The organism is Actinokineospora cianjurensis (genome assembly GCF_003663795.1).
GTDB lineage: Bacteria > Actinomycetota > Actinomycetes > Mycobacteriales > Pseudonocardiaceae > Actinokineospora > Actinokineospora terrae.
Genome location: NZ_RCDD01000001.1, coordinates 193777 through 215950, shown reverse-complemented (window position 1 = coordinate 215950; position 22174 = coordinate 193777). Strand labels below are relative to the sequence as shown.

The 22174-nt window shown below is 71.0% G+C and carries 23 protein-coding genes; 12 read left to right on the top strand and 11 right to left on the bottom strand.

The features are described 5' to 3' along the window. Nucleotides 1-119: 119 nt before the first annotated feature. The gene (locus tag CLV68_RS00985; protein WP_121388759.1) at nucleotides 120-968 is read left to right on the top strand and encodes an LppU/SCO3897 family protein; all 849 of its coding nucleotides are present in this window, start codon (nucleotides 120-122) and stop codon (nucleotides 966-968) included. Nucleotides 969-1025: 57 nt separating this feature from the next. On the opposite strand, the gene CLV68_RS00980 is transcribed toward CLV68_RS00985, so the two are convergent. From CLV68_RS00980 to CLV68_RS00965, 4 genes are read right to left on the bottom strand one after another with little or no spacing between them, the layout of a single operon-like run. Continuing rightward, nucleotides 1026-1793: an ABC transporter ATP-binding protein gene (locus tag CLV68_RS00980; RefSeq protein WP_121390871.1), complete on the bottom strand. Its 768-nt coding sequence runs from the start codon at nucleotides 1791-1793 to the stop codon at nucleotides 1026-1028. Nucleotides 1794-1800: 7 nt separating this feature from the next. Next, a complete protein-coding gene (locus tag CLV68_RS00975; protein ID WP_121388758.1) occupies nucleotides 1801-2601 on the bottom strand; it encodes an ABC transporter permease in 801 nt (266 codons plus the stop codon). Continuing rightward, a complete protein-coding gene (locus tag CLV68_RS00970) occupies nucleotides 2598-3374 on the bottom strand; it encodes an ABC transporter permease (RefSeq protein ID WP_246009616.1) in 777 nt (258 codons plus the stop codon). Before CLV68_RS00970 ends, CLV68_RS00975 begins: the two co-directional genes overlap by 4 nt. Nucleotides 3375-3415: 41 nt before the next feature. After that, a complete protein-coding gene (locus CLV68_RS00965; protein ID WP_121388757.1) occupies nucleotides 3416-4453 on the bottom strand; it encodes an ABC transporter substrate-binding protein in 1038 nt (345 codons plus the stop codon). 650 nt (nucleotides 4454-5103) lie between these two features. Between CLV68_RS00965 and CLV68_RS00960 the strand changes: the two genes are divergently transcribed. From CLV68_RS00960 to CLV68_RS00945, 4 genes are read left to right on the top strand one after another with little or no spacing between them, the layout of a single operon-like run. After that, on the top strand, nucleotides 5104-8049 hold the full coding sequence (locus CLV68_RS00960; RefSeq protein ID WP_246009615.1) for a sensor histidine kinase: 2946 nt from the start codon (nucleotides 5104-5106) through the stop codon (nucleotides 8047-8049). After that, nucleotides 8046-8471: a roadblock/LC7 domain-containing protein gene (locus tag CLV68_RS00955; protein ID WP_075978064.1), complete on the top strand. Its 426-nt coding sequence runs from the start codon at nucleotides 8046-8048 to the stop codon at nucleotides 8469-8471. The genes CLV68_RS00960 and CLV68_RS00955 overlap by 4 nt, the downstream gene beginning before the upstream one ends. Before the next feature lie 29 nt (nucleotides 8472-8500). Then, nucleotides 8501-9211 (top strand): DUF742 domain-containing protein, encoded by a 711-nt coding sequence (locus CLV68_RS00950; protein ID WP_092779504.1) that lies wholly within the window; start codon nucleotides 8501-8503, stop codon nucleotides 9209-9211. Beyond that, a complete protein-coding gene (locus CLV68_RS00945; protein ID WP_092779506.1) occupies nucleotides 9192-9797 on the top strand; it encodes a GTP-binding protein in 606 nt (201 codons plus the stop codon). The genes CLV68_RS00950 and CLV68_RS00945 overlap by 20 nt, the downstream gene beginning before the upstream one ends. 602 nt (nucleotides 9798-10399) lie before the next feature. Here CLV68_RS00945 and CLV68_RS00940 read toward each other — a convergent pair. Further along, nucleotides 10400-12634 carry a helicase-associated domain-containing protein gene (locus CLV68_RS00940; RefSeq protein WP_121390868.1) on the bottom strand — a complete coding sequence of 745 codons (2235 nt, stop codon included), beginning with the start codon at nucleotides 12632-12634 and terminating at the stop codon, nucleotides 10400-10402. Nucleotides 12635-12707: 73 nt separating this feature from the next. On the opposite strand from CLV68_RS00940, the gene CLV68_RS00935 reads away from it, so the two are divergent. From CLV68_RS00935 to CLV68_RS00920, 4 genes are all read left to right on the top strand, one after another. After that, a complete protein-coding gene (locus tag CLV68_RS00935) occupies nucleotides 12708-12890 on the top strand; it encodes a hypothetical protein (RefSeq protein WP_121388756.1) in 183 nt (60 codons plus the stop codon). A 580-nt stretch (nucleotides 12891-13470) separates the two neighbouring features. After that, entirely contained in the window at nucleotides 13471-14853 is a 1383-nt protein-coding gene (locus CLV68_RS00930; protein ID WP_121390867.1) for an NAD-dependent malic enzyme, read from the top strand. Between the two features lie 14 nt (nucleotides 14854-14867). Beyond that, on the top strand, nucleotides 14868-15344 hold the full coding sequence (gene moaC, locus CLV68_RS00925; RefSeq protein ID WP_121388755.1) for a cyclic pyranopterin monophosphate synthase MoaC: 477 nt from the start codon (nucleotides 14868-14870) through the stop codon (nucleotides 15342-15344). After that, complete coding sequence (locus CLV68_RS00920) at nucleotides 15341-16255, top strand: molybdenum cofactor biosynthesis protein MoaE (protein ID WP_121388754.1); 915 nt, start codon at nucleotides 15341-15343, stop codon at nucleotides 16253-16255. The genes moaC and CLV68_RS00920 overlap by 4 nt, the downstream gene beginning before the upstream one ends. Before the next feature lie 17 nt (nucleotides 16256-16272). On the opposite strand, the gene CLV68_RS00915 is transcribed toward CLV68_RS00920, so the two are convergent. The 5 genes from CLV68_RS00915 to moaA form a co-directional block, all read right to left on the bottom strand. Then, nucleotides 16273-16476, bottom strand: a complete 204-nt coding sequence (locus CLV68_RS00915; RefSeq protein ID WP_121388753.1) for a hypothetical protein — start codon at nucleotides 16474-16476, stop codon at nucleotides 16273-16275. Nucleotides 16477-16648: 172 nt separating this feature from the next. Beyond that, nucleotides 16649-17008, bottom strand: coding sequence for a VOC family protein (locus CLV68_RS00910; protein WP_121388752.1), 360 nt, complete (start codon nucleotides 17006-17008; stop codon nucleotides 16649-16651). Nucleotides 17009-17121: 113 nt separating this feature from the next. Next, nucleotides 17122-17787, bottom strand: a complete 666-nt coding sequence (locus CLV68_RS00905; protein WP_121388751.1) for a LysM peptidoglycan-binding domain-containing protein — start codon at nucleotides 17785-17787, stop codon at nucleotides 17122-17124. A 449-nt stretch (nucleotides 17788-18236) separates the two neighbouring features. Next, a complete protein-coding gene (locus tag CLV68_RS00900; protein ID WP_281274621.1) occupies nucleotides 18237-18482 on the bottom strand; it encodes a MoaD/ThiS family protein in 246 nt (81 codons plus the stop codon). A gap of 14 nt (nucleotides 18483-18496) precedes the next feature. Beyond that, nucleotides 18497-19540 carry a GTP 3',8-cyclase MoaA gene (gene moaA, locus CLV68_RS00895; protein ID WP_425454835.1) on the bottom strand — a complete coding sequence of 348 codons (1044 nt, stop codon included), beginning with the start codon at nucleotides 19538-19540 and terminating at the stop codon, nucleotides 18497-18499. Nucleotides 19541-19687: 147 nt separating this feature from the next. Between moaA and CLV68_RS00890 the strand changes: the two genes are divergently transcribed. The 3 genes from CLV68_RS00890 (at nucleotide 19688) to CLV68_RS00880 (ending at nucleotide 21796) form a co-directional block, all read left to right on the top strand. Beyond that, a complete protein-coding gene (locus CLV68_RS00890; protein ID WP_092779524.1) occupies nucleotides 19688-20083 on the top strand; it encodes a TOBE domain-containing protein in 396 nt (131 codons plus the stop codon). Nucleotides 20084-20092: 9 nt separating this feature from the next. Further along, complete coding sequence (locus CLV68_RS00885; RefSeq protein ID WP_121388749.1) at nucleotides 20093-20884, top strand: HAD-IIA family hydrolase; 792 nt, start codon at nucleotides 20093-20095, stop codon at nucleotides 20882-20884. 90 nt (nucleotides 20885-20974) lie between these two features. Beyond that, nucleotides 20975-21796 carry a metallophosphoesterase gene (locus CLV68_RS00880; RefSeq protein ID WP_425454808.1) on the top strand — a complete coding sequence of 274 codons (822 nt, stop codon included), beginning with the start codon at nucleotides 20975-20977 and terminating at the stop codon, nucleotides 21794-21796. Here CLV68_RS00880 and CLV68_RS00875 read toward each other — a convergent pair. Next, complete coding sequence (locus tag CLV68_RS00875; protein WP_121388747.1) at nucleotides 21786-22160, bottom strand: YccF domain-containing protein; 375 nt, start codon at nucleotides 22158-22160, stop codon at nucleotides 21786-21788. The genes CLV68_RS00880 and CLV68_RS00875 overlap by 11 nt on opposite strands. Between the last annotated feature and the right edge of the window lie 14 nt (nucleotides 22161-22174).

Here is a 22174-nt window from a genome sequence, read left to right as displayed (position 1 = left end):
GTTGTGGGGTTTCCGTTACGTCCGTTCGAGGGACGCGTTACAGTGCGCCGCCGCACCGAGCGTATCCCAAGGGGGGATGGTGTCGGCTTTGTCGCTTTCCAACGCCATTGAGGTGCACGATGTCCAACCCGCAGCAGCCGGGCCAGTTCCCTCCGCCCCAGGGCGGCCCCACCCCGCCGTTCCCGCAGGGTCCGGGGACTCCGCCCGGCGGTCAGCCCTACCCGCAGCAGGGTCCGGGCACCCCGCCCGGCGGTCAGCCCTACCCGCAGCAGGGTCCCGGTACCCCGCCCGGTGGGCAGCCGTACCCGCAGCAGCAGGGACCCGGCACGCCGCCCGGTGGCCAGCCGCAGCCCGGCTTCGGCCAGGCGCCGCCGCCCCCGCACGGCCAGCAGCCGGTGGGCTTCCCGGCCGCCCCGCCGCAGGTCGACCAGCCCGCCAAGCGCGGCGGTGGCAAGAAGGTGCTGCTGATCGTGGTCCTGGTGATCGCGGTGATCGGCGTCGGCCTCGCCGCGTGGGGCTACCTGACCAAGGACGCCGCCACCGCCTCGGTCGGTGACTGCATCAAGGTCAACGACGACAGCTCGGACAACGCCGACGTCGAGAAGATCGACTGCGCCGACCAGGCCGCGGTGTTCAAGGTCGGCAAGAAGCTCGACAGCGGCAGCGCGACCTGCCCGACCGACAGCGACTACCTCGAGTACGAGGAGAAGTCCTCCCGCGGCGGCAGCGGCGGCTTCTCGCTGTGCCTGGTGTTCAACGTCAAGAAGGGCGAGTGCCTGACCGACCTGGAGAGCCCGGCCAAGACCAAGAAGGTCACCTGCGGCTCGCACCAGGTCGAGATCATCGACGTCCTCGACGGCAAGTCCGACAAGGAGGCGTGCCCGGCCGAGGCGAACCTGCCCTTCGCCTACAAGGAGCCGGTGCTGACGATCTGCTCGAAGGTCTCCGCCCCCGGCGACAAGCCGTAGCACGACGCGAAGAGGGCCCCGCCGGACTTGGTCCGGTGGGGCCCTCTTCGGCTGTCCTCAGCGGACGGTGACCGGACCGCGTTGCAGCAGGCCCGCCACCGTGGCCCGCAGCTCGACGAAGTCGTCGCTGGCCCGGGTGGTGATCTGGTCGCGGACCGGCCCGAGCGGGACGTCCAGGTGCGCCACCACGGTCGCCGGGGACTTCGACAGCACCAGCACCCGGTCGCCCAGGTAGACGCTCTCGTCGATGTCGTGGGTGACCAGCAGGACGGTGGTGTCCTGCTCCCGGCGGATCCGCAGCAGCAGGTCCTCCAGCTCGAACCGGGTCTGCGCGTCGACCGACGCGAACGGCTCGTCCATCAGCAGCAACGACGGTCGGTAGGCCAATGCGCGCGCGATGGCCACGCGCTGCTGCATGCCGCCGGAGAGCTGCCACGGGTACTTCTTGCCCGCTGTGGACAGTCCTACCGCCGCCAATGCCTCTACCGCCCGCGCTTCGCGTTCCGTGCGCGACAGGGACCGCAGCGGGAACTCCACATTGCGGGTCACCGACAACCACGGGAACAGTGAGCGGCTGTAGTCCTGGAACACCACGGCCAGGTCTGACGGAACGCCGTCGACCTTGTTGCCGTGCAGGCTCACCGTGCCCCTGGAGGGGCGGATGAGCCCAGCGATCGTGCGCAGCAGCGTTGACTTGCCGCAGCCGGAAGGTCCGACCACACACCCGAGCTCTCCCGCACCGACGGTGAAGTCGAGGCCATCGATCGCGGTGTGTGAACCGTCCTTGCCCTTGTAGGTGTGGCCGAGTCCGTCGACCTCCAACATGTTCACGTCAGCCTCCGGTGGCGAGCGCCTGTGTCTCGAGCGAGTGCCGCGGCTGCCAGGCGAGCACGCGCCGCTCGAGCACCAGGAGCAAGGTGTTGAACAGGTAGCCGAGCACGCCGAGCAGCACGATCCACGCCCACATGGCGGTGGGTTCGTAGTCGCGCTGGGCCCGCACCAGCTGGTTGCCGATGCCGTTGGCGGAGCCGATCAGCTCCGAGATCACCATCAGGATCAGCGCGATGGACAGGCTCAGCCGCAGGCCCGCGAACACCTTGGGCAGCGCTGAGGGCAGCACCACGCCGAAGGTCCACTGCGTCCGCGACAGCCGGAACACCCTGGCGGTCTCGACCTTGGTCGCGTCGACGCCGCGTGCCCCGTCGACGGTGTTGAGCAGCACCGGCCAGATCGCGCCGAACACGATCGTCGGGAACTGCATGTTGGTGGGGCCGACCGCGGCGACGAAGAACGGCACCAGCAGCGGCGGCGGGATCGACCGCAGGAAGTTGAAGACCGCGCCGAGGTAGGCCATGGCCCGCCGGGACCGGCCGAGCAGGATGCCCAGCGCGATCCCGATGACCCCGGCCAGCGCCCAGCCGCCGAGCATCCGGCTGATACCGGGCACGATGTGGTCGCCGAACGCCGAGGAGAACCACAGGTCCTTCGCGGTCAGCGCGATCTCCGACGGGGGTGGGAAGAAGAAGCTCTTCTCCGCCCCGGCGGCCTTGGCCAGCTGGGTCACCAGCTCCCAGAGCCCGACCGCGACGACGAACACGACCCAGCGCTGCGCGGTCCTGGTCACCCGGTTCACTCGGCGTCCACCTTCGGCTGGCTCCAGGCGAACGCCTTGCGGTGCAGCAGTTCCAGCCCGGCGTTGGCGCCGTAGCCGATCAGTCCGGCAAGGACGGTGCCCGCGAGCACGGTGTCCATGTTCAGCCCGCCGCCGCTGGCGACGGTGACCACCTGGCCGAGCCCGGTGGTGCCGCCTGCGAACAGCTCGGTGCTGATCACCACCGCCAGCGCGATGGCGAACGAGAGCCGCACCCCGGTGAGCACGAACGGCGCGGCGCTGGGCAGGGCGACCCGGCCGAGCAGGCCGAGCCGACCGGTGCCGAACGCGCGCGCCGTCTCCACGTGCAGCGGGTCGACCTCGTCGAGGGCGTACATGGTGTTGAACAGGATCGGCCACAGCGCCCCGTACACGGCGAGGGTGATCTTGGTGTCCGGGCCGGTGCCGAAGGTCAGCAGGGCCAGCGGGATCAGGGCGACCGACGGGATCGGCCGCAGGAACTCGACCAGCGTCATCACGGCCCGGCGGACCGGGGGGACGCTGCCGAGGACGAGTCCGGCCGGTACCGCGATCAGGACCGCGATGACCAGCGCGAGGAGGGTGGCCGCCAGGGTGGCGACCACCGCCCGCACGAACTCCGGGTCGCCGAGCAGGGTGACCATGGTGGGCAGCACCACGCTCGGCGGACGAAGGTAGTAGCCCGGGACCAGGTCGGTCCGGCTGGCGACTTCCCAGATGGCGAAGAAGCCGACCAGACCGACCAGGCTCGCGGGAACTCGGGGAGCTCCACTCACGGTGTGCTGTGGGCTCCCGCAAGGGGAGCCCGCCTCCAGACCTATTTGTTGCTGGTGGAGCTGGGGATCATCGAGGCGACGTCCAGGTTGCCCTTGATCACGCCGAACTCCTGCATCAGGTTGGCGACCCGCTGGATGCGGTTGGCCTCGAGCGAGGTCGAGTACGTCGAGATGGTCACCAGCTGCGCGGTCTGCTGGTCGATCTTGGCGTACTTGACGAACATCGGCTCGACCTTGGTGCGGTCGGTCGCCTCGGCCTGCGCCTTGGCCAGGCCGCGCTGGAAGGCGGCGATGGTGTTCGGGCTGGTGGTGGCGAACTTGCCGGTGCCGCCGATGGCGACGTAGCCCGACATCGGCATCTCGGCGGTCGGGCCGGACGCACCGTCGAACACCGGGACCGCGCCGATCTTCTTCATCGCGGTGGTGACCCACGGCTCGACGACGACGGCGCCGTCGACCTCACCGCGCTCCATCGCCGGGATCATCTCGGCGAAGGTCATCTCCCGCCACTCGACCTGGGTGTAGTCGACGCCCTGGGTCTTGAGGACCGACATCGGGGCCAGGTCGGTCATGGTGTTGCGGGCGGTGATGGCGATCTTCTTGCCCGGCGCGTCGGTGGGCTTCTTCAGCGGCGAGTTCGGCGGGGCGACGACCACGATGTGGCCGGGCTTGGCGGCGAGCGCGTCGGCGACGATCTTGAACTCGGCGACCTTCTTGCTCTGCGCGAGCAGCGGCGCCGGGTAGGACGAGAACGCGACGTCGACGTCGCCGCTGAGCACGGCGTTGATGGACGCGGCACCCGAGGCCATGACCACCGGCTCCACGTCGAGGCCCTGGTCGCGGAAGTAGCCCTGCTCGATCGCCCGGTAGAACGGCGCGACGTCGACGACGGGCAGGACGCCCACCTTGATCTTCGCCTTCTCCACCGCACCCGCACTGCCCGTCGACCCCGAGCTGGTGGTGTTGTCGTCGCCGCCGAGCAGCCCGCACCCGCTGAGCGTGGCGAGGAGGGTCATGGCGAGAGCGGCGATGGGCAGGCGAACCCCAGCGGTCCGTCTGGTGGCAACGCGTCGAAGCATTTGGAGCCTCTCCTCGTAGGAGGTCGGTTTTTGTCGAGGGGGGCGCGAGTCCCCCTGCGGCACCAAGGACGCACTCTAAGACAGCGGGGTGCGGGTCACAATGAGTGCGCACAGGATGCCTTGCGGTGAACCCTCTCACTGATTCGGGCGGCCCTGTTGCGCCAAGTGGGGGAACTCTCTAGACCCTCTGACCAGGGGTTTACGCGCTGTAGCCACATCGGCAAGTGGGTGGTGATTACTCATCCATACGGGCGATGATGAACGTAGGGAAAACCACCACTACATCACGCTCGTGAAATGTTGTCCGTGCTAACTATCCGATACAGGCTGTGATGATGCCCTGGAAGGGTTACATCGCCACGGAGAGTTCGCTACCTTCTGTGTCCACAGTGCGGCGCTCAACCGAGCGGTAGGGATGGGCGGTCGCCACACTCGCGAGTAACGTTGGGCCGCCCAGGTCCGACATCTTGCGGGCAGCCGCGTCCGCGCCGAGCGTCCGCGACGAACCGTGTGGCGTCACTGGGTAGGTGTCCGTAAGAGCATGGCCTGCTGGATACGGGCTACTTGGCTCAGATGCAGGGAGTGTGCTGGCAGTGCCCGACCACACCACTGGGGTGGGTTCAGGCCCAGGGAAAGACGGTGGTGCCGCCGTGTCAGAACCAGACGGCAGTAGTGAGGTGGTGGCCGCGAACCCGAGGCCCTCCGGTCGCAAGACCGTGGAGGGTGGCTCGAGGTGGCGGCTGCGCAACTGGCGGCTGCGCACGAAGCTGGTCGCGGTCCTGCTGGTCCCGGTCATCACCGCGGTCGCCCTCGGTGTCCTCCGCGCGACCAACGAGCTCGACCGCGCCGAGACCTTCGACCAAGCCGCCATCGCGGTGACCGCGACCCTCGACGTGACCGCGCTCGTGCACGAGATGCAGAGCGAGCGCAACGTGATGGTCGCCTACGTCGCGGGTGGCCGCACGGGTGACCTCTCCCAGGTCCAGGGCCAGATGCAGAAGACCAACGCCACGATGACCCGGCTCAACCAGGCGGTCGCGAAGGTCTCCACCAACAACGGCCAGCTGCTCGACTCCCTCGCCGAGCGGCTCGGCGCGGTCGAGGCGGTCCGCTCCGCCGCGGTGTCCAGCTCGTACCCGGACGTCGGCGTCTACCAGTCCTACACCTCGCTGCTCGAGGCCGTGCTGTCCGCGGGGTCGGAGTTCACCGCCTCGCTGGCCCAGCCCGAGATCGCCAGGCTCGCCGCCGCCGCGCTGAGCATCGTGGAGGCCAAGGAGTTCCTCGGCCGCCAGAACTCGATCCTGATGATCGCGGGCGCCCGCAACTCCTTCCCGTCGAGCATGCTCGACCAGGCCCGCGCCGCGGAGGCCAGCTACAACGCCTCCATCGCCAACTTCCGGTCCAACGCCGACGTCGCCGAGGCCCAGTTCTTCTCCGACACCTTCTCCGGTGCCGAGGTCGACGACCGCGAGCGGATCAAGCAGACCGCGTTCGTGCACGCCGACCAGCGAGTCCCGGACCTGGGCATCCAGATGGACCAGCTGGTCGCCGACTCCAAGGCGACCGCGACCGCGCTGCAGAAGGTCGAGGTGACGCTGCTGGGCAAGCTGCGCACCCTGGCCAGCCAGTCCGCCGACGAGGCCAAGACCAACGCCTGGCGCGACGCGGTCATCGTGCTCATCGCGATCCTGCTCGCCCTCATCGTGACCTTCATCGTCGCCCGCTCGCTGCTGGTGCCGCTGCGCGTGCTGCGCCGCGACGCCCTGGACGTGGCGAACCGGCGGCTGCCGGAGACGGTGCAGCGCATCCTCGCCGACCCCGACCCGGTCGAGGCGTCGAAGAACGCGGTGGAGCCGGTGCCGGTGTTCACCCGCGAGGAGACCGGCCAGCTGGCCCGCTCCTTCGACGCGGTGCACGACCAGGCGGTCCGGATGGCGACCGAGCAGGCGCTGCTGCGCGACAACATCAACTCGATCTTCGTCAACCTGTCCCGCCGGTCGCAGACCCTGGTCGAGCGCCAGCTCTCGCTGATCGACCGGCTCGAGCAGGACGAGCAGGACCCCGACCAGCTGGCCAGCCTCTTCGAGCTCGACCACCTGGCCACCCGCATGCGGCGCAACTCCGAGTCGCTGCTGGTGCTCTCCGGCTCCGGCCTGTCCCGCCAGCTCTCCCGCCCGGTCCCCGCGGCCGAGGTCGTCGGCGCGGCGGTCTCCGAGGTCGAGCAGTACGCCCGCATCGAGGTGCTCTCCGCCCCCGAGGTGTCGGTGCAGGGCCGCGCGGTCTCCGACCTCGTGCACCTCATCGCCGAGCTGCTGGACAACGCGACCTCGTTCTCCGAGCCGGAGAAGAAGGTCTACGTCCGGATGGCGGTGACCCGCAAGAAGGAACTGGCGATCCAGATCACCGACTCCGGCGTCGGCATGACCGACGAGGAGATCGAGACCGCCAACGGCCGCCTCGCCGACCCGCCGGACATCGACGTCGCGGTGACCCGCCGGATGGGCCTCTACGTGGTCGCCCGGCTGGCCAAGCGGCACGACATCAAGGTGCGGCTGCGCGACAACGAGGACATCGAGGGCGGCCTGATCGCCAGGATCACCGTCCCGGCGAACCTGGTGCAGACCTCCGGCTCGGCCCAGCCGACCAGCATCGTGGCCCAGACCCCCAGCCTCGGCGACACCGCGGCCAAGGCCAGCGGCATCGCGGGCGCCTTCACCGGCAGCATGCCGCGGGTGCGCCCGGACACCGCGGGCCCGCTCAGCGAGTCCGTCGTCGACCGCCCGGCCGAGGAGGTCGCGGGCTACCCGGCCTTCGACCCGGCGTCGTTCGCCGCCACCGGCAACCCGGAGGACACCGGCGGCTGGGGTCCCCCCGCCTCGCCGGAGGAGATCCGGTCCCGGCTCAACGGCCACCTCATCGACAACCAGGTCACCGGCTCGCTGTTCGGCCTGCCGCTGCCGGAGCCGACCGAGCCGCCCGCCGACGCCCCGCGCAACGGCAGCGGGTACCACCCGGTGACCGAGCCGGAGCGCGTCGTCGACGCGCCGACCGAGCGGCTGCCGATCTACGAGGCCGTCCTCTCCCAGTGGTTCGAGGCCGGTGACACCGGGTCCACCCCGGTCACCGCGCCAGCCGAGCAGGAGACCGACGCCGAACCCGAGCCCGACCACCAGGTCGAGGTGGTGGCCGAACCGATCCCCGAGGCGCAGGCCCCGGTCGTCGACGACCACCGCGAAGAACCCGTGGCCACCCCGGAACCCGCCCGTTCGCGGGCGGACGCCTGGCACTCGCCGGGCGACGACGGCTGGCAGCGGGCGCGTGCCCTGCTCGACACCACAGCGGACGCCACCACGACGGCGGGCCTGCCCAAGCGCGTCCCCAAGGCGCACCTGGTGCCCGGCTCGGCGGCACCGAGGGAGACCACGGCGGAGCAACCCGTCGTGCCCGCGCTGCCCCCGCGGTCGGCCGACGCGATCCGCGGCCGCATGTCCCAGTTCCAGCAGGGGGTGCGGCGGGGCAGGCATGCCCTCATCGACGCCTACGCTGGTGACCAGACCGGTTCAGACGAGAGCCGCCAAGACGAGGAGCAGGAGTGACAACCGCGTCCGTACATCAGCCCGGTAGCTTCGGGTGGCTCATCACCGACTTTGTCCGCCAGGTGCCCGGCGCGGCACACGCCGTGGTGGTGTCCGCAGACGGGCTGCTGCTGGCCGGGTCGCAGGGGCTGCCCCGCGACCGCGCCGAGCAGCTGTCCGCGGTCGCCTCCGGCCTGGTCAGCCTCACCGCCGGGGCCGCGAGGTGCTTCGAGGCAGGCGGGGTGAACCAGACCGTGGTCGAGATGGACCGCGGCTACCTGTTCCTCATGTCGATCTCCGACGGCTCCTGCCTCGCGGTGCTCGCGGCACCCAACTGCGACATCGGCCTGGTCGCGTACGAGATGACCCTGCTGGTCGAGCGGGTCGGCCAACAGATGACGCCCGAGCTGCGCGCGCAGCTGCAGGGCTCGCAGCGCAGGTAAGACCGGGCACACGGCGGGGTGAGAACGCGATGAGCACGGGCCGCAGACCCACTGGCAGGCGTACCGAGGACGACTTCTCCTACCGGGACCTGTTCGAACCGGACGCCGCCTACGGTGCGTCGGACAGCGAGCACCCCAGGGACCAGCTGGTGGACGAGCCGGAGCGGAGGCTTGCCGACATGTCGGAACGAGGGTGGGACGACCTGTCCGAACCCGGTCTCGGCGAGCCGCCGAACCGGTTCGACATCGACGGGTTCCGGGCCAGGCTCTTCGGTGGTCCCAGCGCGACCCTCTACGGTGACCCGGGCATCCCGTCGCAGTCGGACTGGGACAGCAAGGAGATCCCGGCGGTCGCCGACCTGGAGCCCGAGCCGGAGCCCGTCGAACTCGCCCCGCACGAGACCGGGTCGATGGTCCGCCCGTACACCAAGACCGGTGGGCGCACCCGATCCGACTACGATCTTGCGATTGAGGCACTGGTCTCCACCAGTGACCGGGGCAAGGTGCCGGACGCGGCGGTCCGCCCGGAGCACAGGTCCATCTGCGGCCTGTGCCTGGACACCAGGTCCGTCGCCGAGGTCGCCGCGCACCTGCGGCTGCCGCTGGGGGTGGCCAGGGTGCTCATCGGCGACATGGCGGGCATGGGCCTCGTCTCGATCCACCAGAGCGGCATGGTCGTGGGTGACCGGCCGTCGATCGAATTCATGGAAAGGGTGCTCAGTGGGCTCCGCAGGCTCTAGTCCTCTCAGCGCGCGCGGCGCTTCCCCCCAGCCGACCACCTCGGCGAAGATCGTCGTCGCCGGTGGCTTCGGTGTGGGCAAGACGACCCTGGTCGGTTCCGTCTCGGAGATCGTCCCGCTGACCACCGAGGCCGTCATGACCGAGGCCAGCGTCGACGTCGACGACCTGTCCTCGACCCCCAACAAGGTGACCACCACGGTCGCGATGGACTTCGGCCGGGTGTCGCTCGACTCCGACCTGATCCTCTACCTGTTCGGCACGCCGGGGCAGCACCGCTTCTGGTTCATGTGGGACGACCTGGTCCGCGGCGCCATCGGCGCCATCGTCCTGGTCGACACCCGCCGCCTGGCCGACGCGTTCGCCTCGATCGACTTCTTCGAGGACCGCGGCCTGCCGTACGTGATCGCGCTCAACTGCTTCGACCGCGTGCTGCACCACCGGATCGAGGACGTCCGCGAGGCACTCACCGTCGAGCCGAACGTCCCCATCGTCACCACCGACGCCCGCGACCGCGACTCCACCAAGGAAACCCTCATCACCCTGGTCGAGCACGCCATGCACCAACGCATGTCCCGCGCCGTCTGACCCACCCGTCTCTGCGAAGGCCCTCGGTGCCCACCGGGGGCCTTCTCGCTGTCCGTACACCTGGGTCGAGCCGCAGCCACCCGACCTAGGCGATCTCGAGTTCCGCAAGGCCAAGGCCAAGGCGCGGCCGCCGAAGTTCCTCGGTGGCACGCTCGCCGGGTGGATCCTGGTGTCGATCGGCTCCCCCGGCGCGGGTGTCGTCGTGCTGCTCACCGGTCTGGCGATCTCGCTCGGCCCGATGATCATGGCGGGCCAGGAGGCGAAGAGCAGGCTGCGGCAGTACACCGCCGGCGCGACACGGCCTACAGCGGGCTGCTCGCGACCCAGCAGGCGTGGTCGGGGCGGGTCGCGGCGCACGAGCGCGCCGAGGCCGACCGGCTGGTCGCCGCGCTGCTGTGGCACCCGTTGCAGTTGCGCTCCGGCCCGAGCCGGATCGACGCGTTCGGCGGCACCGGCGACGGCGGGCAGGGCTGCTCGCGACCCTCGGCACGACCCTCGTCGAGTCGGGGCAGACGATCACAAGCCGCAGGGGTTGTTGGCGCTCGGACCGTTGGCCATGTCCGCGCTGGTCACCGGTGTCCGCGCTGGTGGTGCCTGACCGGTCAAGCGCTCTGCTCGACCAGGTCCGCGCGGGTGATGCGGTGCAGGGGGACGCGGGTCGGCGACTGGGTGTCCGGGTCGGTGCCCTCCAGGACGCCGCCGCCGATCCGGTTCGGGACCAGGACGCGCTCGCTGGCCACGCCGTTGGCGTCGACCATGCCGACCCACACCGTCTGGTTGGCGTGGATGGCCTGGTGCAGCAGGGCGAGGGTGTCGGCGGTGTTCGTGCTCGACGCGGCGATGGAGCGGCCGCGCTTGCTGTCGGCGGCGCGGTCACCGGCGCGCATACCGGCGATGATGTCGCTGAGCTGGTCGTCGTCGGGGGCCTTGGTGGCCACCCGGCGCACGGCGCGGACCGCGGCCTGGACCCGGCGGCCGGTGGGGCGCAGGTCGACCACCTGGCCCGCGCTGTCCTCGGCGGCCGGGGTGAAGCCCGCGGCGCGCAGTTCGTCGAGGATCTCCAGCAGCGGCACCGGGCTGACCAGCACCGTCGGCGCGATCTTGCGCAGCCGCAGCGCCGCGGCGGCCGGGCTGGCCGCGACCTCGGCGATCAGCGCCGGGTCGTCGCAGCGCAGGAACGACGCGGTGGCGCCGCCGCGCAGCCTGCCGTGGCGGCGGGCGACGTCGTCGATCATGTACGTCAGCGACTGCGGCACCGGGGTCTTGGAGTGCGCCCGGAACAGCTCGTGCAGGTCGCCCGCGGTCTGGCCCGCGTCCAGCGCGCGCCGCAGCGAGGACTCGCCGACCCGGTAGACGGTGGCGCTACCCGCGGACTCCACGTCGGCGACCTGGTTGATCTGGGCGGCCAGGTGCGGTTCCAGCGGGCCGGGCGCGACCACGGTCAGGTCGGCCTGCACCAGCACGTGGTCGATCGGCTCCGGCATCGCCTCGGCCATCCGCTTCGCGGCCGCGGCCGTGCCCTCTTCGAGCAACGTGCGGCCTGCCCCGGTTAGCGCGCCGTGCGCGACAAGGCCAAGCGACGTCGCCTCCTCCAGGGTCCAGCGGACGATCTCGTCGCGCAGCCGTCCACCCCGCCGCGGCGCGCGCCACGCGAGCAGCGCCGCCAATTCGTCCGGGTCGACGATCCCGGTGCCCGGCTTGAGGTCCGCCAACGTGTGCAGCACCCGCGCCCGCTCCAACGGCGCGACCGGGCGGCGCAGGTCCTCCGACAACGGCGCGAGCAGCCGCTCCTTCGCGTCCCGCAGCCCGCCGATCCCCGGCAGCCGCGGCAGGTCCAGCCACGCGGCGGCGACGGCGGCCCACTGGTTGGCCGGGCTCGCCACCAACCAGGTGTCGGCGTGCGTGGTCGGCACGTACTCCGGCGTCGCCGCCTCGTTGTCCACCACCAGCGACGCCGCGACGGCCACCTCGACCAGCAGCACCCCGTGCCGCTCGCTGACGTCCAGCGCCTTGGTCAGCTTCCGCAGGTCCCGCACGCCCAACCCGCCGGACTTCAGCACCGGCGCCGGGTCCTGCGACCACATCCGCAGCACCGTCTGGGTGTGCCGGAGGAACTCGAGCGCCGCTCCGGCCGCGGTGGAGTCGACCGCCTTGTGCGCCTTGGTCTTGGGCTTGGGTTCCTCGACCACCACCACTGCCGCCGGTCGCACGGCGACGCCGACCTGGCGGGGGAGCTCGACCGTCGTCGCGTCGACCCTGGTCAGCAGGTGGCGGGCGAGCAGGCGCTGGACGGGGGTGCGGGCCTGCTCCAGCGGCAGGACCGCCGCGGCGTCCCGGGTGTTGCCGATGGGACCGTTGCTCGCCAGGCGCTCCAGCACGTCCCGCTCGTCCTCGGGGAGCGCGGCCACGGCAGCGGGCACGTCGACGTCGTCGAGTGCGGGGGAGGGGCGACCCAGCCCGGTGGGGAACAAGCCCCCGGCTTCCCGCGCGGCGGGCACCAGCGCGATACCGCCGTCCTCACCCCAGGCGATCGCGAGGCGCCGCAGCTGCCCCACCGCGGCCTTGACCCGCTGCGCGGGGGCGCCGACGTCGAGTGCCGTGAGGGGCACCGGCGCTCGGTCGGCCCCGGCCGCCAGCAGCGCGTCGAGCACCGCGAGGGTGAACGTGTCGAGCCCCTCGGCGACCCTGGCGACCGACGCCCTGGTCGCCGCCCGGGCCGCCAACACCCCGGTATTGGCCGGTCGGGGCGTGGCGAGATCGGGCCGGGCCCGCAACACGGCGCCGAGCGCCTCGTCGTCCCGCGCGCGGAGCCAGTCGGTGAGCGTGGTGCCGGACACCCTGACCACGGTATACGGCACCACCGTCGAGTAACCTCAGCAGGCGAGCACTTTCGTCACCCGAGGAGTTCCCGTGGCCAAAACCACCAAGCCCGACCGCGTAGACCCCACCTGGATCGGCGACGACGACAACGGCTCGCACCCGGTCACCGAGCTCACCTCGGACCGCCAGGGTGCCCTCTCCCCCTTCGGCAACACGACCTTCCCCCTGGACACCACCCCGTACGTCCACCCGACCACCGAGATCAACCGCTAGCCCCACCTGCGGTCTCTCCGGGCACTCCCCGCGGGGGTGCCTGGTGGTCTTTGTGCAGCGCGTCCGGTAGACCGACGAGGGTCAGCGCTATCCCAAGCGCGCCCACCTAACAAGGTTTGCTGGCGACCCTCGCTCAACGCGACCCCTGGTCGCCCCCGGCCCTCTTGCCGCCCTCGCGGCTCTAGCCGCCCCCACGCCCTCTTCAAGCCACTCGCGCGCGCAGTCCCGACCCTGCCCAGCCCCCACCCACTCCGGGGGGCGTCCCTGTGCCAGTCTATCGGTACCCCCCGACAGGCGATCGTGAAACCGGCCCCCCGAAGATCCAGATGTGGATAACTTCTGTCGCTGGACCGGGTGAATCTGAGGCACCCGGTCAACCAAGATCCCCAGGTCAGCGTTACACCGCCAGCCGAGCAAGATCGCAGCGGCGGCAAGTCGGTCTCGTGACCGGGCAAAACCACAACCGGAGCCCGGGCGGGAAGTTCTGTGAACAGTGGAGATCACCCGGATGTGGGCGCACCCGGACCAGGGCTAGGCTCACTGCGATTCTGTGAATGCCGTCCTTTCGGGAGTGAACCGCATGCCCGTCCCCGGTCCCGGCTACTCGATCACCGTCCGGGTGGAGGCTCCGCCGAGTGCCAGCGCGGCGGGGGACCTGACCAGCGCGGTCGGGCGGGTCGGTGGGGTGATCACCGCGTTCGACGTGGTGGACTCGCACACCGATCGGGTGGTGGTCGACATCACCTGCAACGCCATGTCGGCCAACCACGCGCGGGACATCACGACGGCGCTCGAGGGGTTGCCGGGGGTCGTGGTCCGCAAGGTGTCGGACCGGACGTTCCTGATGCACCTCGGGGGCAAGATCGAGGTCACGGCGAAGGTGGCGCTGCGCAACCGCGATGACCTCTCCCGCGCCTACACCCCGGGTGTCGCCCGCATCTGCCAGGCCATCGCGGAGAACCCGGACGACGCGCGCCGCCTGACCATCAAGCGCAACACCGTCGCGGTCGTCACCGACGGGTCTGCTGTGCTCGGTCTGGGCAACCTGGGCCCGGCCGCCGCGCTGCCGGTGATGGAGGGCAAGGCGGCGCTGTTCAAGAAGTTCGCCGGGGTCGACGCGTGGCCGGTGTGCCTGGACACCCAGGACACCGAGGAGATCATCCGGGCGGTGGAGCTGATCGCTCCCGTCTACGGCGGTATCAACCTGGAGGACATCGCGGCGCCGAGGTGCTTCGAGATCGAGGCCCGGTTGCGCGAGAAGCTCGACATCCCGGTGTTCCACGACGACCAGCACGGCACCGCGATCTGCGTCGTCGCCGCTCTGCGCAACGCGTTGCGGGTCGTGGGCAAGGACATCGCCGATTGCACCATCGTGGTCTGCGGTGTCGGCGCCGCGGGCAGTGCGATCATCCGGCTCCTGTTGCAGCGCGGACCGGCTGATGTGGTCGCCGTCGACATCGATGGCATCGTGGATCGCGGTCGCGAGGGCATGGACACGAACCTGGCCTGGGTCGCGCAGAACACCAACCGGCACAACAAGACCGGCCGGTTGCACGACGCGCTGGTCGGTGCGGACGTGTTCATCGGGGTGTCGGCGCCCAACCTGTTCGGCGCCGAGCAGGTCGCGACGATGGCCGAGGACGCCGTGGTGTTCGCGCTGGCCAACCCGGACCCGGAGATCGACCCGCTCGAGGCGCAGCGGCACGCGGCCGTGGTCGCCACCGGCCGGTCCGACTACCCGAACCAGATCAACAACGTGCTCGCCTTCCCCGGCGTGTTCCGCGGCCTGCTCGACGCGCAGGCCAGGACGATCACCGACCCGATGCTGCTGGCCGCGGCCGACGCGCTCGCCGACATCGTCGAGGGCGAGCGGCTCAACCCGTCGTTCATCGTGCCGAGCGTGTTCGACGCCGCGGTGGCCCCCGCGGTCGCCGAGGCGGTCCGCAAGGCGGCCCAAGCCTGACTAGCATCGGCCACGTGGGTGAACTCAGCCATGTGGACGCCGCCGGGACCGCGCGGATGGTCGACGTCTCCGCCAAGGCGGTGACCGCGCGCACCGCGGTGGCCAGCGGCGTCGTCCGCACCACCGCGGAGGTCGTCGCACTGTTGCGCCGCGACGGGCTGCCCAAGGGCGACGCGCTGGCGACGGCGCGGCTCGCGGGCATCATGGGCGCCAAGCGGACGCCGGAGTTGATCCCGCTGTGCCACCCGCTGCCGCTCTCCGGCGTCACCGTCGCGCTCGACCTGGGTGAGCGCGAGGTCACCATCACCGCGACCGTCCGCACCACCGGGCAGACCGGGGTGGAGATGGAGGCGCTGACCGCCGTCGCCGTCGCCGGGCTGACCCTGCACGACATGATCAAGGCGGTCGACCCGGCCGCCGTGCTGGACGCGGTGCGGCTCGACCGCAAGGACGGCGGCAAGTCCGGCACCTGGAACAGGGACACACCATGACCGAGCGCACGGCCAGGGTCATCACCGCGTCCAACCGGGCGGCGACCGGGGTGTACGACGACCGCACCGGCCCGGTGATCGCGGCCTGGCTGCGCGGCCGCGGCTACCAGACCCCGGACCCGGTGGTCGTCGCCGATGGCGCGCCGGTCGAGCAGGCCCTGCGCGCGGCGGTCACCGACGGCGTCGACGTGGTGATCACGACCGGCGGCACCGGCATCAACCCGACCGACCGCACCCCCGAGGCCACCCGCGCCGTCCTCGACCACGAGGTCCCCGGCCTGGCCGACGCGATCCGCGCCGCCGGTCTGCCCAAGGTGCCGACCGCCGTGCTGTCCCGCGGCCTCGCCGGTGTCGCGGGCCGCACCCTCGTGGTCAACCTCCCCGGCTCGACCGGCGGCGTCCGCGACGGCCTCGGCGTCCTCGAGCCCGTCCTCGACCACGCCGTCGACCAACTAAGGGGCGGCGACCACGAACGGACCCCGGTCCGCCAAGCTGCCGTGCTCCGCGCCGACATCAGCGACGCCCCCATCTCGGTCGCCGAACACGAGGAGTTGGTCGCCCACCGCTCCGCGGGCGCGGTCGTCACCTTCGCGGGCGTCGTCCGGGACCACGACGGCGGCCGCGGCGTGCTGGGCCTCACCTACGAGGGCCACCCCAGCGCCAAGGAGATCATCGCCGAAGTGGCGGCCGAGGTAGCGCGGGCCGACGGCGTGCACGCGATCGCGGTGTCACACCGAATCGGCGAACTCGCCATCGGCGACGTGGCACTGGCCTGCGCGGTGGCCGCCGAACACCGTGGCCAAGCCTTCACCACCTGCGCCCGCCTCGTCGACGAGGTCAAGGCCCGCCTGCCGATCTGGAAGCACCAGCGCTTCACCGACGGCACCGACGAATGGGTCAACTGTCCTTAGCGGGTCGCGCTCCGCGGCTACGCCGGATGCCTGCGGAAACGCCAGGCCGTCGAGATGGCCCGCTGGCCGAGTCCGTCCAGGACGGCGTGGTGGACACGGGTCCAAGACCCGGCCTTGGTCCACTCGGTGAACCGCCGATGCGCGGTGGGCACCGTGACCTCGAACACCCACAGCTCGTCCGGCACCAACCGCAACGACAACCCATCCACACCCAAGACCATCCCACCTCAAGATCAACCACACGAGACAGAGTCTGAGCAGGTCGCGGAGGTCGACCTTCGGAACCTGCGCGCGAGGTCGACATTCGCCCACCGACCTGAAAGCACCAGCGGTTCTGCCAGCGGCACCGACGAATGGGTCAAATGTCCTTAGTGGACTGTTGAGCGTCGAGGACTAGCGCACCCACAAGCAGAACGGGTGCCCGGCCGGGTCGAGGTACACTCGAACGCCCTGTTGTGGTTGGACTTCGGCGAGTACCGCACCGGCGGACACCGCGTACGCCCCAGCCGCGGCGAGATCCGCCACCTCGATGTCCACATGCGACATCATCTGCTGCGCGCCCGCCCTGGTCGGCCACTTCGGTGGTACGTAACCGGGTTCGCTCTGGAACGACAGGCCGGTGCCGCCACCCGGCGGGCGCAGGGTCACCCAGTCCGGCTCGTCGGCGCCCTTGGGCCAGCCGAGCAGTCGTTGGTAGAACGCCGCCAGCTCGCGCGCGTCCGGCGCGTCGAGCACCGCGGCTGTCAAGGTCATCCACGGTCTAGATCCCATGTGGCCAGGCTATGCCGGGTCCGCCCGACCCACCGGATGACGTGGTCGAGCCCCCGCCGCGCAACCGCGCGGCGGGGGCTCGGGCGCACCGGGTCTTACTTGGTGGCGATCTTCTGGCCGACCAGGATCAGGTCCGGGTCGCCGATGAAGTCCTTGTTCTTGGAGTGCAGTTCCTGCCAACCGCCCGCGACGCCCTGCTGGGTCGCGATCTTGGACAGGGTGTCGCCTGCGACGACGGTGTAGTCGCCGCTGGGGTTCGACGCGGTGACCGCGGCGGCCGCGGGTGCGGCGGTGGTCACGGGCGCGGCCTTCGGGGTGGCCTTGGGCGCCGTCTTGGTGGTGACCTTCTTCGGCGTGCTCTGCTGCTTCGGCGCGGTCGCGGCCTTCTTGGGCGCCGCGGCGGACTTCGCGCCGGACTTCTTCCCGCACACCGGCCACGCGCCGATGCCCTGGGTCTTGAGCACGTTCTCCGCGACGCGGATCTGCTCCTCGCGGCTGGCGCTGTGCGCGCTGCCGGTGCCGCCGTTGGCCCGCCAGGTGCTCGGGGTGAACTGCAACCCGCCGTAGTACCCGTTGCCGGTGTTGATGTTCCAGTTGCCGCCGCTCTCGCACTGGGCGACAGCGTCCCAGTTCACCGGGTCGGCAGAGGCGGGTGACGCGGCGATCGCCATCGGTGCGCCAACCGCGACCCCTGCTACGAGGACGCGGGCGATGGTGCGCTGGGTGGCGGTCTGCTTGCGGTGCTTGCCTCGGTAGGACATTTGGGTCTCTCCTCCCAAGCCTGCGCTGCACGCGCTGCGGGTGCGGACCAGAACCTCGGTCCGACCGGGTCCGGGTGGACCTGGCCGCCGCGCCGCGCACCGGGTAGGTGCTCGGCGGGCCCCTCGCCCCTGTCCGGGAGATCGCTTTCGCTCGGGGTTGGTTCCCGGGAGCCCGCCGGACAGGGTTCGGCATGGCGCACTCTCGGGTCGTGCGGTGGCTGGTCGGGGCCAGCCGAAAGCGACGGTACGTAACCGCGGGAAGATCTGAAAACTCCGAGGAGCGTGACCGTCATCACAGTAACGCCCTGCTATCTTTCGCGATCTCCCGCTTTTCGCTGGTCAGGCTCGTAAACGTACGCGTTACTCCGCCGTGTCCTGGCCGAGATAATTAACCGTCGGTGAGGTCTGCCTCACGTCGTTTCCGGGTACTGGGCCATCCGGGAACGGCGTCATCCCCCGGCGAACGGCGGCAGGACGTCGAGCCCGATGCCGTCGGGCAGTGCCGCGGACCGGTCCCGGACAGCCACCCCGTCCACCAGGAAGCTCGCCGCCAGCAGAACCCGGGCGAGCGCGCTGCCGTGCCGCCGCGCGAGGGCGGACAGCGCGTCCTGCACCGTCGAGTCGTCCGGGAGTTGCACCTTCTCTTCGTGCACGCCCGCGGCCGCGCGCGCGCCCGCGAAATACCGCACCGTCACCTGCCCCAATGGAGCTACCCCCCGATCGCGCTCATCGGCCGCAGCGGCTGCGCGAAACCGGCCTCGTTGATGGTGTGCCCGGCGAGCTTGCCCCACATCGCGGTGCGCCACAGCCCGGCGATCTCCTCGTCGTCCGCGCCTGCCCGCAGCGGCGCGCGCAGGTCGGTCTCGGTCTGGCTGAACAGGCACGAGCGCAGCTGCCCGTCCGCGGTGAGCCTGGTGCGGTCGCAGTCGCCGCAGAACGGGCGGGTGACCGAGGCGATGACGCCGACCTCGCCCGGCCCGCCGTCGACCTGCCACCGCTCGGCAGGCGCGGCGCCGCGGGGGACCGGGCTCGGCGCCAGGTCGAACTCCGCGCGCAACGCGGTCAGGATCTCCTCGGCGGTGACCATGTCCGCCCGGTTCCACCCGTGCTGGGCGTCGAGCGGCATCTGCTCGATGAACCGCAGCTGGTACCCCTGCGCCAGGCAGTACCGCAGCAGCGCAACGGCCTCGTCGTCGTTGCGGCCGCGCACGAGCACGGCGTTGACCTTCACCGGGGTCAGCCCGGCGTCCCTGGCCGCGGCCAGTCCGTCGAGGACGTCGTCGAGCCGGTCGCGGCGGGTCAGCGCCAGGAAGCGCTCCTGCCGCAACGTGTCCAGCGAGACGTTGATCCGGTCCAGCCCGGCGCTGACGAGCCGCCCCGCGCTCCTGGCCAGCCCGATCGCGTTGGTGGTCATGGAGATCCGCGGCCGCGGCGCCAGCGCGGCGGTGTCGGCGATGATCGACTCGATGCCCTTGCGCAGCGTCGGCTCGCCGCCGGTGAACCGCACGTTGGTGACGCCGAGCAGCTCCACCGCGATCCGGATGAGCCTGCCCAGCTCGCCGTCGGTGAGCATCTCCCCGCGGGGCATCCAGTCCAGGCCCTCGGCGGGCATGCAGTAGGTGCAGCGCAGGTTGCAGCGGTCGGTCAGCGACACCCGCAGGTCGGTCGCGACCCGGCCGAACCGGTCGAGCAGCCGCGGCTCGTCCGGGCGATCCGGAGCCGGGGTCGCCACCCTGAGTCGGGGGAGCCCCAGGTCGACCGGAGTGGGTACCCGCGCCGCCGTCACCCGTTCCAGGGTAGCCGCTGTCACCGACACGGGGGTCGACCGCCGCGAGCGTCACGGAACTGTCCACACGGGCACCCCACCCGGTCCCGCGCCTGCGGCGATACTGTCGGTCCCATGCCGTACTTCAGGGTCGTCGAGGCCGCCAGGCTGCTGGGGGTCAGCGACGACACGGTGCGCCGCTGGATCGACAACGGCCAACTGCCCGCCGAGGCCGACGGCGCGGGCCGCAAGGTCGTCGACGGGGTCGCGCTCGCCGAGTTCGCCAGGGCGCAGGCCACCGAGGTGCCCGACCCGAGCGGGGTCGGCCGCTCGGCCCGCAACCGGTTCGTCGGCCTGGTCACCTCGGTGCTCACCGACACCGTCATGGCGCAGGTCGAGTTGCAGTGCGGGCCGCACCGGGTGGTGTCGCTGATGAGCTCGGAGGCGGTGCGGGAGATGGGCCTGGCGCCCGGGGTGCTGGCGGTCGCGCTGGTCAAGGCGACCCAGGTCATCGTCGAGACGCCTGGGTAGCCTCACGCCATGAGCGGTGGCTGGACGTACCTGATGGACATGGACGGGGTCCTGGTGCACGAGGAGCACCTCATCCCCGGCGCCGACGCGCTGATCGCCGAGCTGACCGCGACCGGGACCCCGTTCCTGGTGCTCACCAACAACTCGATCTACACCCCCCGCGACCTGCGGGCCAGGCTGCTGCGCACCGGGCTCGACGTGCCGGAGAGCGCCATCTGGACCTCCGCGCTGGCCACCGCCAAGTTCCTGGACAGCCAGCGCCCCGGCGGGTCGGCGTTCGTGATCGGCGAGGCCGGGCTCACCACCGCGCTGCACGAGATCGGCTACGTGCTCACCGACCGCGACCCGGACTACGTGGTCCTCGGCGAGACCCGCACCTACAGCTTCACCGCGATCACCCGGGCCATCCGGCTGGTCGAGGCGGGCGCCAGGTTCATCGCCACCAACCCCGACGCCACCGGCCCCAGCCGCGAGGGCTCGCTGCCCGCCACCGGGTCCGTCGCCGCGCTGATCGAGCGGGCCACCGGCCGCGCCCCGTACTACGTCGGCAAGCCGAACCCGCTGATGATGCGCTCCGCGCTGCGGTCGGTCGGCGCCCACTCGGAGAGCACGCTGATGATCGGCGACCGGGTGGACACCGACGTGCGCAGCGGGCTGGAGGCGGGCCTGCGCACGATCCTGGTGCTGTCCGGGATCTCCGGCGCCACGACCGCCGAGCTCTACCCCTACCGGCCGACCCGGGTGATCGGGTCGGTCGCCGACCTGGTCGGCCACACGGCCGATCCGTTTCCCGACTTGTAGCTCGTTCGTAGGAGGATGGTCACGGTGAGTCGTCGTCGCCGGTCACGGTTACCCATCGCTGCGCGTCGCCGGGGTGGCTCCCCTAGGGTCGTGGCTGTGGCGAAGGAGAAGGCGACCTACGTCGTCGGCGACATCCACGGGCACCGCGCGGAACTGATCACCGCCCTGGCCGCCGAGGGACTGGTCTCCGCGGACGGCGACTGGGCCGGTGGCCGCGACCACCTGTGGTTCCTCGGTGACTTCGTCGACCGCGGCCCGGACGGCATCGGTGTCATCGACCTGGTCCGCACCCTGGCCGAGCAGGCGGCGCCCGCGGGCGGCCGGGTCGAGGCGCTGCTGGGCAACCACGAGATCCTGCTGCTGGGCATGCACCGCTTCGGCGACGACCCGATCCCGTCGGAGTTCGGGCCGCGCAGCTTCGCCCGCAGCTGGAGCATGAACGGCGGGATCGACACCGACCAGGACTCCCTCACCGACGACCACATCGAGTGGCTCACCACCCGGCCGGTCATCGAGCTGGTCGACGACCACCTGCTGATGCACTCCGACACCACGCAGTACCTGCTGTGGGGCGACGACATCGCGGGCATCAACGAGGCCGTCCAAGAGGTGCTGCACTCCGATGACGCCGCCGAGTGGTGGGAGGTCTGGCGGCGCATGACGACGCGGTACGCCTTCCGTGGCCCGGAGGGGGAGATGGCGGCCGATGAGCTGCTCACGACCCTTGGCGGTAAGCAGGTCGTGCACGGGCACAGTGTGATCGCCGACCAGCTGGGAGTCCTACCAACGCAGATCGAGGGTCCTTACCTCTACGCGAACGGTAAGGCTCTCGGCGTGGACGCGGGCCTGTTCGTCGGTGGGCCCTGTCTTGTGGTGCCGCTGCCGTGGCGGGTGGACGTGCCTACGCCGTAGGCACGATCCGGGAGCCGAGCGGGACCAGAGACACCGGGATCATCTTGAAGTTCGCGATGCCGAGCGGGATGCCGATGATCGTGACGCACAGCGCGAAGCCGGTGACGATGTGGCCGAGGGCCAGCCACCAGCCCGCGAAGACGATCCAGATGACGTTGCCGATCAGCGAGGCGGCGCCCGCCTCGCGGCGCGGTTCGATGGTCCGGCCGAAGGGCCACAGGGCGTAGTTCGCGATGCGGAACGACGCCAGGCCGAACGGGATCGTGATGATCAGGACGCAGCAGATGACGCCCGCGATCACGTAGCCGATGGCCATCCAGAAGCCGCACAGGACGAGCCAGATCAGGTTCAGCAGTAGGCGCACGACACCCAGTGTTC

Excerpts from the sequence above, each read along its gene's own strand:
- CLV68_RS00890 (WP_092779524.1), top strand. The coding sequence starts at position 19,688 with ATGCCGTACTTCAGGGTCGTCGAGGCCGCCAGGCTGCTGGGGGTCAGC.
- CLV68_RS00985 (WP_121388759.1), top strand. The coding sequence starts at position 120 with ATGTCCAACCCGCAGCAGCCGGGCCAGTTCCCTCCGCCCCAGGGCGGC.
- CLV68_RS00930 (WP_121390867.1), top strand. The coding sequence starts at position 13,471 with ATGCCCGTCCCCGGTCCCGGCTACTCGATCACCGTCCGGGTGGAGGCT.
- CLV68_RS00885 (WP_121388749.1), top strand. The coding sequence starts at position 20,093 with ATGAGCGGTGGCTGGACGTACCTGATGGACATGGACGGGGTCCTGGTG.
- CLV68_RS00980 (WP_121390871.1), bottom strand. The coding sequence starts at position 1,793 with ATGTTGGAGGTCGACGGACTCGGCCACACCTACAAGGGCAAGGACGGT.
- CLV68_RS00905 (WP_121388751.1), bottom strand. The coding sequence starts at position 17,787 with ATGTCCTACCGAGGCAAGCACCGCAAGCAGACCGCCACCCAGCGCACC.
- CLV68_RS00915 (WP_121388753.1), bottom strand. The coding sequence starts at position 16,476 with ATGGTCTTGGGTGTGGATGGGTTGTCGTTGCGGTTGGTGCCGGACGAG.
- CLV68_RS00965 (WP_121388757.1), bottom strand. The coding sequence starts at position 4,453 with ATGCTTCGACGCGTTGCCACCAGACGGACCGCTGGGGTTCGCCTGCCC.
- CLV68_RS00920 (WP_121388754.1), top strand. The coding sequence starts at position 15,341 with ATGACCGAGCGCACGGCCAGGGTCATCACCGCGTCCAACCGGGCGGCG.
- CLV68_RS00950 (WP_092779504.1), top strand. The coding sequence starts at position 8,501 with ATGAGCACGGGCCGCAGACCCACTGGCAGGCGTACCGAGGACGACTTC.
- CLV68_RS00910 (WP_121388752.1), bottom strand. The coding sequence starts at position 17,008 with ATGACCTTGACAGCCGCGGTGCTCGACGCGCCGGACGCGCGCGAGCTG.